Source organism: Stenotrophomonas sp. YJH_SMC_82, from assembly GCF_059368875.1.
The window spans coordinates 1-12,735 of the sequence record NZ_JCAFSE010000008.1 but is presented as its reverse complement, the minus strand read 5'-3'; the positions used below and the strand labels follow the sequence as shown (position 1 = coordinate 12,735).

12 protein-coding genes are annotated in these 12,735 nt (G+C 61.2%); all 12 read left to right on the top strand.

Annotated features, from left to right (window positions below; genetic code table 11):
- Nucleotides 1-33: 33 nt before the first annotated feature.
- Nucleotides 34-1,713, top strand: a complete 1,680-nt coding sequence (locus AC5P53_RS20105; RefSeq protein ID WP_014647580.1) for a type IV secretory system conjugative DNA transfer family protein — start codon at nt 34-36, stop codon at nt 1,711-1,713.
- 426 nt (nt 1,714-2,139) lie between these two features.
- A complete protein-coding gene (locus AC5P53_RS20100) occupies nt 2,140-2,586 on the top strand; it encodes a hypothetical protein (protein ID WP_032957008.1) in 447 nt (148 codons plus the stop codon).
- A gap of 89 nt (nt 2,587-2,675) precedes the next feature.
- Nucleotides 2,676-3,731, top strand: a complete 1,056-nt coding sequence (locus AC5P53_RS20095) for a VirB8 family type IV secretion system protein (protein WP_241887431.1) — start codon at nt 2,676-2,678, stop codon at nt 3,729-3,731.
- The gene (locus tag AC5P53_RS20090; RefSeq protein ID WP_021202792.1) at nt 3,728-4,507 is read left to right on the top strand and encodes a TrbG/VirB9 family P-type conjugative transfer protein; all 780 of its coding nucleotides are present in this window, start codon (nt 3,728-3,730) and stop codon (nt 4,505-4,507) included. Before AC5P53_RS20095 ends, AC5P53_RS20090 begins: the two co-directional genes overlap by 4 nt.
- Complete coding sequence (locus tag AC5P53_RS20085; protein WP_241887434.1) at nt 4,504-5,757, top strand: TraB/TrbI/VirB10 family type IV secretion system protein; 1,254 nt, start codon at nt 4,504-4,506, stop codon at nt 5,755-5,757. The genes AC5P53_RS20090 and AC5P53_RS20085 overlap by 4 nt, the downstream gene beginning before the upstream one ends.
- A gap of 14 nt (nt 5,758-5,771) precedes the next feature.
- Entirely contained in the window at nt 5,772-6,815 is a 1,044-nt protein-coding gene (virB11, locus tag AC5P53_RS20080; protein ID WP_014647575.1) for a P-type DNA transfer ATPase VirB11, read from the top strand.
- Nucleotides 6,816-6,818: 3 nt separating this feature from the next.
- On the top strand, nt 6,819-7,802 hold the full coding sequence (locus AC5P53_RS20075) for a lytic transglycosylase domain-containing protein (RefSeq protein ID WP_241887436.1): 984 nt from the start codon (nt 6,819-6,821) through the stop codon (nt 7,800-7,802).
- A gap of 73 nt (nt 7,803-7,875) precedes the next feature.
- Entirely contained in the window at nt 7,876-8,280 is a 405-nt protein-coding gene (locus AC5P53_RS20070; RefSeq protein ID WP_014647573.1) for a TrbC/VirB2 family protein, read from the top strand.
- Entirely contained in the window at nt 8,273-8,581 is a 309-nt protein-coding gene (locus tag AC5P53_RS20065; RefSeq protein WP_019660289.1) for a VirB3 family type IV secretion system protein, read from the top strand. Before AC5P53_RS20070 ends, AC5P53_RS20065 begins: the two co-directional genes overlap by 8 nt.
- Before the next feature lie 80 nt (nt 8,582-8,661).
- On the top strand, nt 8,662-11,103 hold the full coding sequence (locus tag AC5P53_RS20060) for a VirB4 family type IV secretion/conjugal transfer ATPase (protein WP_241887439.1): 2,442 nt from the start codon (nt 8,662-8,664) through the stop codon (nt 11,101-11,103).
- Nucleotides 11,100-11,927: a hypothetical protein gene (locus AC5P53_RS20055; RefSeq protein ID WP_236636397.1), complete on the top strand. Its 828-nt coding sequence runs from the start codon at nt 11,100-11,102 to the stop codon at nt 11,925-11,927. Before AC5P53_RS20060 ends, AC5P53_RS20055 begins: the two co-directional genes overlap by 4 nt.
- Before the next feature lie 76 nt (nt 11,928-12,003).
- Nucleotides 12,004-12,735, top strand: a 732-nt coding sequence (locus AC5P53_RS20050; RefSeq protein WP_495204274.1) for a TrbL/VirB6 family protein, incomplete at its 3' end; no start/stop codon positions are given.

The window sequence follows — 12,735 nt, the reverse complement described above, 5'->3', positions numbered from 1 at the left end:
CGTCGCGCCGCGTGCGCATCATGGAGGATTCGGGTGTTGCCCAGTAAGAAGTATCTGCTCATCGCCATCATCACGCTGGCGACCCTGTTGCTTGGTTTCGTGTTCTCCGGCTACTTGACCTTGCTGTTCCTGGGGCTGGACACCCAGCTGTTCACCTGGAACACCTACTACCAGTACGTCCACGCCATCGGCCAACCGCAGGTCGCGCCCTTCGTGGGCAAGATCAAATGGGCGGGCTACGTGGGCTTCGGCCTGCCCCTGCTGGTGCTGCTGGTGGCCGGCCTGGTGCTGCTGCTGAAGAAGGACAAGCGCTCGCTGCACGGCGACGCGCGCTTCGCCACCGGTGCCGACCTGGCCAAGCACGGCATGTTCAAGAAGACCGGCCAGAGCATCGTGGTCGGCAGCCATGGCGGCAAGCTGGTGCGCCTGGATGGCCAGCAGTTCGTGATCCTGGCCGCGCCCACCCGCTCGGGCAAGGGCGTGGGCGTGGTCATCCCGAACCTGCTGGAGTACGGCGAATCGCTGGTGGTGCTGGACATCAAGCAGGAGAACTTCGACCTGACCAGCGGCTGGCGCGCCAGCCAGGGCCAGGAGATCTACCTGTTCAACCCCTTCGCCGAGGACCGGCGCACGCACCGCTGGAACCCGCTCAGCTACGTCTCCGACGATCCGGCCTTCCGGGTGTCGGACCTGATGAGCATCGCCGCGATGCTGTACCCAGACGGGGCCGAGGACCAGAAGTTCTGGGTCAGCCAGGCACGCAACGCGTTCATGGCCTTTACCCTGTACCTGTTCGAGAACTGGGACGACGAGCGCAGCAGCGGTTTCCCGGGCGGCGCCGGCACGCCCACGCTCGGTGCGGTGTACCGTCTGTCCTCCGGCGACGGCACCGACCTGAAGAAGTACCTCAAGACCCTGTCGGAGCGACCGTTCCTCAGTGCCAATGCCCGTTCGGCGTTCGCCAACATGCTGTCGCAGGCCGATGAGACCTTCGCCTCGATCCTGGGCACCTTCAAGGAGCCGCTCAATCCCTGGATCAACCCGGTGCTGGACAAGGCCACCAGCAGCAACGACTTCCTGCTGACCGACGTCCGCAAGAAGAAGATGACCATCTACATCGGCATCCAGCCCAACAAGCTGGCCGAGAGCCGGCTGATCATCAACCTGTTCTTCAGCCAGCTGATCAACCTCAACACCAAGGAACTGCCCAAGTCCAACCCGGACCTGAAGTACCAGTGCCTGCTGCTGATGGACGAATTCACCTCGATCGGCAAGGTGGAGATCATCGCCTCGGCGGTCTCCTACATGGCCGGCTACAACATCCGCCTGCTGCCGATCATCCAGAGCATGTCCCAACTCGACGCCACCTACGGCCGGGAAGTCTCGCGCACGATCATCACCAACCACGCGCTGCAGATCCTGTACGCGCCGCGCGAACAGCAGGATGCCAATGACTACTCGGACATGCTGGGCTACACCACGGTGCGCAGGAAGAACGTCACCCATGCCCGCGAGAAGACCCACAACTTCACCGAGGAACGGCGCGCGCTGATGCTGCCGCAGGAGCTGAAGGCCATGGGGCCGGACATGGAGGTGTTCCTGTACGAGGGGATACCTCACCCGGTGAAGTGCGACAAGATCCGGTACTACAAGGATCGCTACTTCACCTCGAGGCTGCTGCCGAAGGTGGACGTTCCGATGCTGAACGTCTAATTCACGACGCTGAATTTGTGATCACCATTCGTAGTTAAGGATGTGAATTCGTGATTTCGGTCAAGAATTTGGCATTTGTTCATGGATTTTCAGACTTGTCTGACATGGAATTGACGCGTGGTTGTGCGACCCTGTGCATGTCGTTCAGAAATGTGTGATGGATGGCAGATGTTGTAGAGCAGGGTGGCCAGGAGTTTGTGCCATGAAACAAGGATGGTTTCGACGTTGGTGAGGTATGCGGGTGTGTCGTCGGCAGTGTCTGGCGGCCCCGCGACCTGGTTGGCAGCCGTTGGCTGCAGGGGAGCCGGAGTGGGGTGTGCTGCCAGTCAGCACGTCGCTCCGATTCCGGCGTGCGCGACGCAGCGCCGGACGACCAGGGGGACCAATGCTCGGGACTGCTTTTTCGTACGTCAAAGTGAAGCCCGTATGAATCAGGCGTTTATCGCGAAAATGTCCATCGCCGCAGTGGCGGCGTTGATGGTGGCCGGTTGCGCCACCAAGTCCGCTCCCGATTTCGGAGGCCGCTGGAAGCCGGTCAACCGCTTTGCTGCGGCACCCACCGAGATCCCGCTGTACTCCAGCTACGTCTACCAGGCTTCGCCGATGGATGGCACGCTCAAAGCCATGCTCGAGCGCTGGGCCAAGGATTCCGGACGCACGCTGGATTACCGCCTGAGCTCGGACTTCACCCTGTACGGCGCGGTCTCCAGCATCGACACCACCAACGCTCAGCAGGCCGTGATCGATCTGACGGCGGCCTATGCAGCGCAGGGCATCTCCGTCTCCATCGTTGGCAACCAGATCGTTGTGCAGAGCGCTGGCTCGACGCCGACCGCGTCGGCACAGGGCGCTGATTCCAACAGCGGCACCTGAGTCCACCTCGAAATCATCGAACGTGCTGCTCCCCGCGCCTGTCGCAGGGGCGCCACGCCCATTGATGTTTCAGCAGTACGGAAGAATCCATGTTCCGCAAGAAGGATCCCGGCAATAGTCCCAAGGTCGAGCAGTCGGTCGCCAAGGCGGTCAGCTACGAGATCACCGTGGCCGACATGGCACGCCGCAGCGAGCGGCGTGCGTGGTGGGTCGCCACAGGCTCGTTGCTGATGTCGCTCGCACTGGCGGGCGGCTACTACTACATGCTGCCGCTGAAGGAAAAGGTGCCGTTCCTGGTCATGGCCGATGCCTACACGGGTACGGCGACCGTCGCGCGGTTGAGTGGCACCTTCCAGGGCGAGACGATCACCACCAACGAAGCGATCAATCGCAGCAACGTCGCCCAGTACGTGCTCGCGCGCGAATCGTATGACTCGGCGGTGATGGGCCTGCGTGACTGGGAACTGGTGTTCGTGATGTCCAGCAGCCCGGTTGCTCAGAGCATGCGTATGCGATACGCAGGAAGTAACCCTCAGAACCCGTTTGTGATGTACGGCCGCGAAAAGGCCATTCGGGTCAAGATCCTGAGCATCACGCCGCTGGGGGCTGAGCCGAACGGCAGCTTCCGCGGTGCATCGGTGCGCATCCAGCGCAGCCTGTTGGACAAGCGGACCGGAGCATCCAGCTACCTTGACAACCAGCTGGTGACGATGCGCTTCGAGTACAACCAGAACCTGGCGTTGTCCGAACAGGATCGCATCCTCAATCCGCTGGCCTTCCAGGTCACCGAGTACCGAGTCGACAACGACTATTCGCGTGGCGTGCCGGTGCCGGATGACGGCGCCATGCAGGCGCAGGCGCAGCAGGCCGCACAGGCGGCGCAGCAGGCACAGGGCGTCTACGATCCCAACAATCCGGCCGCAGCCACCATGATCGACCCGGCCACCGGCCAGCCGGTCGCGGTGCCAGCCAACGGTCAGGTACCGGGCCAGCCGATGCCGGGACAGCCTGTACAGGGCCAACCGATGCCGGGTCAGCCGGTGCAGGGGCAAGCAATGCCGGGGCAGGCCATGCCCGGACAGCCGGCCATGAGGCCGGCGCAGAACAATTCCACCGGAACTGCTGATGGAGCAAGCAACCGATGAGTAGTCGAAATATCAGGGGAAGCGCGCTGGCGCTGCTGTCGATGTTGTCGTTGCTGTTCTCAGCAGCGGCGATGGCGCAGGCGGTAGACCACTACGAGTATGAGAAGGACCGTATCTACCCGGTTCGCACCGGCCTGGGGCTGACCACCCAGATCGAGTTGAGCCCGAACGAGAAGATCCTCGACTACAGCACCGGCTTCAGCAGCGGCTGGGAACTGACCCGTCGCGAGAACGTGTTCTACCTCAAGCCGAAGAACGTCGACGTCGACACCAACATGATGGTGCGCACCGAGACCCATTCCTACATCTTCGAACTGAAGGTGGTGGCCACCGACTGGCGCCAGCTGGAGCAGGCCCGTCGTGCAGGCGTGCAGTACAAGATCGCCTTCGTCTATCCCAACGACACCGTGTTCGGTGTCGCCCAGGAAGCGGTGGAGGAAGAGGCCAAACCGCTGTTGAGCTCTGAACTGGCCAAGGACCGCCAGTACAACTTCAACTACTCCTATTCGACCAGCAAGGCGAAGAAGATGGGGTGGCTGATCCCGGTCAACGCCTATGACGATAGCCGTTTCACCTACCTGAAACTGCCGAACTCGCCGGAGTACAAGACCGGCATCTTCCCGGCGGTGTTTGGTCGCGAAACGGAATACGGTGAGGACTTTGTGGTCAACACCACGGTTGAAGGCAATACGCTGATCGTGCACGGGACCTACCCGTACTTGGTCATCCGCCACGGCGACTTCGTCGTCGGTCTGCGAAGGAACGTGAAGAAATGAGCCAGCAGAACACTCCCGGAAACGACCCGAACAACGGACGCGACGAGAGCCAGAGCCCGTATGGCGCACAGGGTGCCGCGGACGCGCCGTCGAATCCCTACTTCGGCACGGCCCAGGCCGAGCCGGCGCCGGATCTTGACGCGGCCGCGCCGCAGCTGCGCTCGGCCGAAGAGCAGCGGCTGAACCGAAAGGCGCTGCTGTTCCTCGGTGGCATCGTGCTGCTGCTGATGGCAATGGGCTTCCTGCTGTTCCGCAAGGGGCAGGATGATGCGACCGAGCAGAACAAGCCGCGGGAAGAGGCGCGTGCGACGACACCACAGCTGCCGAGCGTGGGTACCGCAGCTGATCCGGCGCCGCCGGTGGCTGCTGCCGATCCGATTCCGATGCTGCCGCCTGCGCCCCAGCAGGAAGTGCCCATGCCCGGTTTTCCGTCGGCGAGTAGGCCACAAGAAGATCGCGGGCCGACGTTGATGGACCGGCGCATGGGCGGCGGTTCCGGGGTAGGGGGGGGCGACGCGGGCGCGTCGTCCGGTAGCCAGAACTCTGACTACAACCAGGCGATGATCGCTGCCATGCAGGCGGCAGCAAATCCTCAGACCCAGCCGCAGAAGATCCGTCGTGGCCCCGACGTGGAAAATGTCTCCAATGCCGCCTATATCCGTAGCCCTGACGCGCTGCTGGTTCGTGGCACGTACCTGAGATGCGTGCTGGAAACGCGGATCATCACCGACGTGGCCGGCTACACATCGTGCCTGCTGACCGAGCCGGTGTACTCGATCAATGGGCGCAGCCTGCTGCTTCCGAAGGGCTCCAAGATCTATGGCTCCTACGGCGGTGGTCCGATCGGCAAGCGGGTGGAAGTGATCTGGGATCGCATCACCACGCCGAATGGCATCGACGTGGCGATGTCCAGCCCTGGTACGGACGGCCTGGGCGGGGCAGGACATCCTGGCCAGTACAGTGCGCACTGGGGTAGCCGTATCGCGTCGGCGCTGATGATCAGCCTCATCGCTGACGCCTTCAAGTACGCCGCAGCCGAGCACGGTCCAGAATCGACAACGGTCGCCAGCAACGGCTTTGCCGTGCGCTCTCCCTACGAGAGCGCAACCGCTCGCACCATGGAGCGACTTGCCAATGAGGCGCTCAGCGAGCGCCGTCCGCCAACCGTCACGATCAACCAGGGCACGATCGTGAATGTCTACGTCGCCAAGGACGTTGACTTCACCAACGTGCTGAACCCCCGCCGGTAACTCAACGAAAGATCATGGACGCCGAAGTGTCACCCCTCGCCCTCGTCTCCAGCGATTTCCTGCGCTATCAGTACGAAGTGCTGGGCATCGCCGAGTACATGACGTCTCCGGAAGTGACGGAAATCTGCATCAACCGTCCCGGTGAGCTGTACCTGGAAACCCGGGCGGGGTGGCAGCGGGTGGACGTGCCGAGCCTGACCTTCGAGCGGGCCCGGCAGTTCTGCACGGCGGTGGTGAACGAGAGCAACACCGGCCAGCGCATCACCGATGCCGATCCGGTCGTGTCGCTCACGTTCCCCACTGGCCAGCGTGCGCAGTTCGTGATTCCGCCGGCATGTGATGCAGGCAAGGTGTCGATCACCATCCGTCTGCCGTCCAAGCACACCAAGTCGCTCAGCCAGTATCACGAAGACGGCTTCTTCAATCAGATCCTCGAAACCGATGGCAGCATCAGCGAGCAGGATCGTGAGCTGCTGGAGCTGCGCCATTCGCGCGAGTACGCCGAGTTCTTCCGGCGTGCGGTGATGTACCGCAAGAACATCGTGGTATCCGGTGCGACCGGTAGCGGCAAGACCACCTTCATGAAAGCGTTGGTCAATCATATCCCGGACAACGAGCGCCTGGTCACGATCGAGGACGCGCGCGAACTGTTTCTGACCCAACCCAATGTGGTGCACCTGCTGTATTCCAAGGGTGGACAAAGCACCAGCAATGTCAGCGCCAAGAGCTGCATGGAAGCCTGCCTGCGCATGAAGCCCGAACGCATCATCCTAGCCGAGCTGCGAGGTGATGAAGCGTTCTACTTCATTCGCAACTGTGCATCGGGCCACCCGGGTTCGATCACCAGTTGCCACGCTGGCAGTCCAGAGCAGACCTGGGACCAGCTGGCATTGATGGTGAAGGCCTCGACCGAAGGTTCGGGCCTTGAATTCAACGTGATCAAGCGGCTGTTGATGATGACCATCGACATCGTCGTGCATATCAAGGCGCATGCCGGCTCGCGCTACATCACCGGCATCGACTTCAATCCTGGGCGTGCCCAGGGGCAGGAGGGCTGAAGGATGCTGCCAGGACTGGAAATGATGGCGTGCCCGGAGATGGCCGTCTCGATGGATGTGATGCAGCATGTAATCAACGTCGAATCGTCGCGCAATCCCTACGCCATCGGCGTGGTCGGCGGCGCACTGGTGCGCCAGCCCAAGGCGTTGGACGAAGCGCTGGCGACGGTGCGCATGCTTGAAGAGAAGGGCTACAACTTCTCCATCGGGCTGGCCCAGGTCAATCGCTACAACCTGGGCAAATACGGCCTGGATTCCTACGAGAAGGCCTTCCAGCAGTGCCCGAACCTGCAGGCGGGTTCGCGCATCCTCGCCGAGTGCTACAAGCGCTCCGGTGGTGATTGGGGCAAGTCGTTCAGCTGCTACTACTCGGGCAATTTCGAGACCGGCTTCCGTCACGGCTACGTGCAGAAGGTCTATGACTCGATGCGCCGCGGGCAGATGCTTGCCAGCAATGGCGTTGCACCGATCGACGTGGTCAGCCGCGGCGAGCGCCGCAGCGTGAAGGTCGAACATCATCCGCAGCTGGCCTCTCCGGCGCAGGCCCGCATCGTTGCGCAGTCCAATGGCCCGGTGTACGTGCCGTCGGAAGATCCCGCACGCGCCTATGTCGTGTACCCGTCCACCGGTGCGATGGCGCGGGGCAGCCTGCTGAATCTCGCCGACCAAGCGCTGTCCAAGGTGGTGCTGGGTTCAGTGGACAGGATGATGCAGCCTCAGGCGCAGCCCAGCCAAGGGCCCGCCTATCCCCAGCAACAGGCCGGTGGCATGCCGCAGCAGCTGCCTCAGCAGGGTGCTGCACAGGCGATGGCCATGCCGCAGCAGCTGCCAAGTGCTGCTGGCGCCGGCAATGAGGGGCCAGTGATGCTGCGGCCCTGGAGCGAGCGCAACCAGCCTGTCGCCGGTGGCGACAATTCATTCAACGCACCGGTGCAGGCTGCGCCGGTGCAGCAGATTCCCGCAGGGGATGCGGCCTTCGTGTTCTGACGAAGTCGTGGTGCGGCCAGTCCCCCGGCTGGTCGATTCAGTTGTGTTAGTCCATCAACAAGGAAATCAATCCATGAAGCGATCCAATCTCGACCTCGTCCAGGCCCAGCGCACGCTGAAGACTCTGCTGATGGCCACCCTCTTCGTTGGTGCGCTGTTCGCTCCGGAGGTCTTCGCCAATCAGGGCGGCGTCAATTATGGTGGCACCGAGAAGAAGGTATGTGGCTTCTTCGACAGCATCAATGGTCTGCTGAACATGGCCTCGATCGCCGTGGTGACCATTGCCGTCATCTTTGCTGGCTACCAGATTGCCTTTGCGCATAAGCGCATTGGTGATGTGGCTCCGATCCTGATCGGTGGCGTACTGATCGGTGCCGCTGGCCAGATCGCACGTATGCTGCTGGGTGACGACTATGGCACCTGCGAGGGCAAGACCTCCATGCTGATCCAGCAGGCTGTCCAGTACTACAGTGCATAAGAACGTCGTCTTCCGCGGCTGCACACGTCCGGCAATGTTCCTGGGCGTTCCCTACCTGCCATTCTTCATGGTGGCAGGTGGGTTGCTGCTGCTCAGCATGTACACGAACTTCTGGTTTCTGCTCACCATTCCGGTGGCGGTCTTCATCATGCGGCAGATGGCCAAGCGTGACGAAATGATCTTCCGCCTGTTGGGCCTGCGCCTGATGTTCAAGCTGAAAGTCCGCAACGTGCAGGAACACGATGGCATGTGGGTATTCAACCCCAACCATTACCGCGACAAACCGGCCCGAATGGATTGAGGTCCGGATCCGGCCCGCGGGCGCAAGCGTCCGTCGGGTCTGTTGAAACTTCTTGGCAGTACCTCTTTGGAAGCAGTCGTATGTTCAGCCCTGACACCTCCATCAGTGAGTTCATTCCCCTTTCGACGCATGTCGCCCCGAACGTGGTCAAGACCACGGGCGGCGACTACCTGTTGACCTGGTATCTGGAAGGACTGCCGTTCGTTGGTCGCGAGGAATGGGAGCTGGAGCACCGGCACAATACGTTCAACCGCCTGCTGCAGACGCTGAGGGCACCGGATTTCGTCAATGTCGCCTTCTGGGTGCACGACATTCGCCGTCGCCGTACGTTGAAAGGCAAGAGCCACTACAGCCAGCGCTTCAATCAGGATGTATCCGACCAGTACATGGGCATGCTGTCCGCCCAGCGCATCATGCAGAACGAGCTGTACCTCACCATGATCTACCGCCCGGTCGTCGCCGGGAAACGCTTCGTGGAAAAGTCGGCGAATGTCGAGCGCTTGCAGGCCGAGCAGGAGCAGGCCATCGAGAAGCTGATGGAGCTGGCCGGCAACGTCGAGGCCGTGATCCGCGATTACGCACCGTATCGCCTGGGCATGTACGAGGCCAAGAACGGTGTGGTGTTCTCTGAAACGCTGGAGCTGTTCGGCTACCTGATCAATCGCATCGACGAGCCGGTACCGGTGCTTTCGGCACCGATCAAGGACTACCTGCCGGTCAGCCGGCACATGTTCTCGGCCAAAACCGGTGACTTCGTCATCAACACCCCTAATGGTGCCAACCACTTCGGCGCCATCCTGAACATCAAGGAGTATGCCGAGGGGACTTACCCGGGCATCCTCAATGGCCTGAAGTACCTGGATTACGAGTACGTCATCACCCATTCGTTCAGCCCGATGGGGCGTCAGGACGCACTCAAGGTGCTCGACCGCACCAAGGGCATGATGATCTCCTCCGGTGACAAGGCAGTCAGCCAGATCGTCGAGCTGGACCAGGCGATGGACCAGCTGTCGTCGGGCAATTTCGTGCTGGGCGAGTACCACTTCATCATGACGGTCTACGGCGACAGCCAGGCCAAGCTGTCGCAGAACGTGGCCACGACGCGCGCCGAGTTGTCCAATGCGGGTTTCGTGTCGACCAAGGAAGACCTGGCGGTCACCTCGTCCTTCTATTCGCAGCTACCGGCCAACTGGCGCTATCGCACCCGCCTGGCCAATGTCAGCTCGCTGAACTTCCTGGGCCTGTCGCCGCTGCACAACTTCGCGACCGGCAAGCAGCACAACAACCCGTGGGGCGACTGCGTCACCACGCTGCAAACCACCAACGGCCAGCCGTACTACTTCAATTTCCACGCGACCCATCCGTCGGAGAACTCGCTGGGCGAGAAGGCGATTGCCAACACCATGGTGATTGGTAAGTCGGGTACCGGTAAGACCGCGCTGATCAACTTCCTGCTCAGCCAGGTGCAGAAGTACGAGCCGTCGCCGACCATCTTCTTCTTCGACAAGGATCGTGGTGCGGAGATCTTCGTGCGCGCCTGCGGTGGCAACTATCTGGCCCTGGAGAACGGCGCGCCGACCGGTTTCAACCCGTTCCAGTGCGAGAACAACGAAGCCAACGTGCAGTTCCTGGCCGACCTGATCAAGGTGCTGGCCGGCAAGCGTGAGTACAGTGCGCGCGAGGAAGAGGACATCTACCGCGCGGTGGAAAGCATGCTCGATACGCCGATGCACCTTCGCAGCATGACCAACTTCCAGAAGAGCCTGCCCAACATGGGCGACGATGGGCTCTACGCGCGCATGCGCCGCTGGACCTCGGGCAATTCGCTGGGCTGGGTATTCGACAATCCGGTCGACACCGTTGATCTGAGCAAGGCCAATATCATCGGCTTCGACTACACCGACATCATCGACAATCCCGAAGTGCGCGTGCCGGTCATCAATTACCTGCTGCACCGCCTGGAATCGTTGATCGATGGTCGTCCGCTGATCTACGTGATGGACGAGTTCTGGAAGATCCTGGACGGCGAGGGTGGCCTGAAGGAATTCGCGAAGAACAAGCAGAAGACCATCCGTAAGCAGAATGGTCTGGGCATCTTCGCAACGCAGAGCCCGGAAGATGCACTGAAGAGTGATATCTCCGCCGCCCTGATCGAACAGACCGCCACCCTGATCCTGCTGCCGAACCCGAATGCCAGCAAGAGCGATTACATGGATGGCCTGAAGCTGACCGAGGCCGAGTTCAAGGTGGTTACCGCGCTCGACGAGCGCTCGCGCTGCTTCCTGGTCAAGCAGGGCCATGCGTCCAGCGTCTGCCAGCTCAACCTGCGTGGCATGGACGACATCCTGTCGGTGATCTCGGCCTCGACCGACAACATCGACATCATGCATCGCGTGTTGCAGACCGCTGCAGTCCGCAACCGGATCACCGTGGACGAGCTCACGCCGGAGCAGTGGCTGGAAGACTTCTACAAACATCGAAAAGGGTCCGGGAAGCGGGCCGAGCAGGAGGAGACGGCATGAAGACGCTCGCTCAGACGAACAAGGAAACCCCCATGACAACTGAACTCCGCCGCACTCCGGTGCGACGCAGGCGCTTCGCGCCGATGATGGCCGCAGTGTTGACCCTGGGCATGACCATCAGTACAGGCACCAGTCCCGCGCAGGCGATGACGGTCTATGACCCATTCAACTGGATCATGAATTTCATGCAGGAGATGAAGGCCGGTCAGGAATATCTTCAGACTGCGCAGCGTTGGAGTGAAACGGCTCAGCAGTACTCCAAGACCATCGACAACTGGATGTCCAAGCTCCAGAACTGGACCCAGATCATTGCTTCCCCCCTGATGCCGCCGACTCCTGCGCTGACGAAGATTCCCGAGAACTGGAACGTGGCCGAGAAGTGCGGCGGCGATTCCATGATCAGCATGAATGGTCTGATGGCAGTGTTGAACATGAGCCCGGGCGGTGACATCGGGGCGCAGCAGCGTGCGATCTGCTCTTACATCCAGGTGCTTGAGAACAAGAAGTACAACGAGACTGTCGAGGTCGTGCAGATGTCCATGCCGGCGATGGAGCAGATGCTTCAGCAGCTGCGTCGGATCCGCAACGCGTTCAAGAATGAAGGCGCACTGCAGGAGGATATCTCCAACAATACGGCAACCTCGGTCGAGCTTGAGAAGGCCTTCAAGAAGTGGGAGACCACCATCAAGGTCTACGACCAGCAGATCGCTGCCTTGCAGGGGCGGCAGAAGAATCTGGCCGAGCGTGCGTTGCGGGGCGAGCGCAACCCGATTGGAAGTGTCATCAAGGCCGGCGCGCTGAAGGCCGCGCTCTCCACCAAGTGAATCACGTGCGCAACGCACTCCAGCAGGGCCCCGACGCGGGGCGGGTGATGTGATGAGTCAGGGAATGATGCACGGTATGGTGTTCAATGATCTGTTGCACGGCACGTTGTTCGCCTCCGTGGGCGACTTCGTCTTCTTCCGGCTGATCCTGGAATATCTGCGCGAAGAGATCACCAATTTCGGCAACGGTATCCTGAGCCGGATGATGACCTGGGTCGGCACGATGGCCCTGGTGCTGATGACGCTGTGGGTGCTCATCCAGGGCTTCCGCATCGTGACTGGGCGAAGCCGTGACTCGATGGCTGCGTTGATGACGAACATGGCACGGGCGGCACTGATCGTTACGGTCGCTACGTCGATGGCCATGTTTGGGACCAAGCTGCAGAACTTCCTGACTGGCGATGTGCAGGACCAGATCACCTATATCGTGACCGGAAAGAAGTCGACCGCCGAGGAACTGATTGACAAGAACCTGGGTTATATGCAGCTGGCGCTCACGTCGGTAAGTGTGCTGGATGTTGCCGGCGACGTAACGCTGGATAGCGCAAAGACCCGTGCAATGTGGTTCATTGGGCTGGGCACCGGCGGACCAGCCGTTACGGCGGGCGCCATGCTATTGCTGTACCAGATCGCAATGTCATTGTTCATTGGTTTTGGTCCACTGTTCATCCTCTGCCTGCTGTTTGAGCAGACAAAGTCCCTGTTCCAACGATGGTTGTTCTATGGCATCGGCACCATGTTCTCGATGGCGGTGTTGGCTGCGATGACCGGCATTGCCATGGAAATGGTGGCGCGCGTGGCGGCTTCG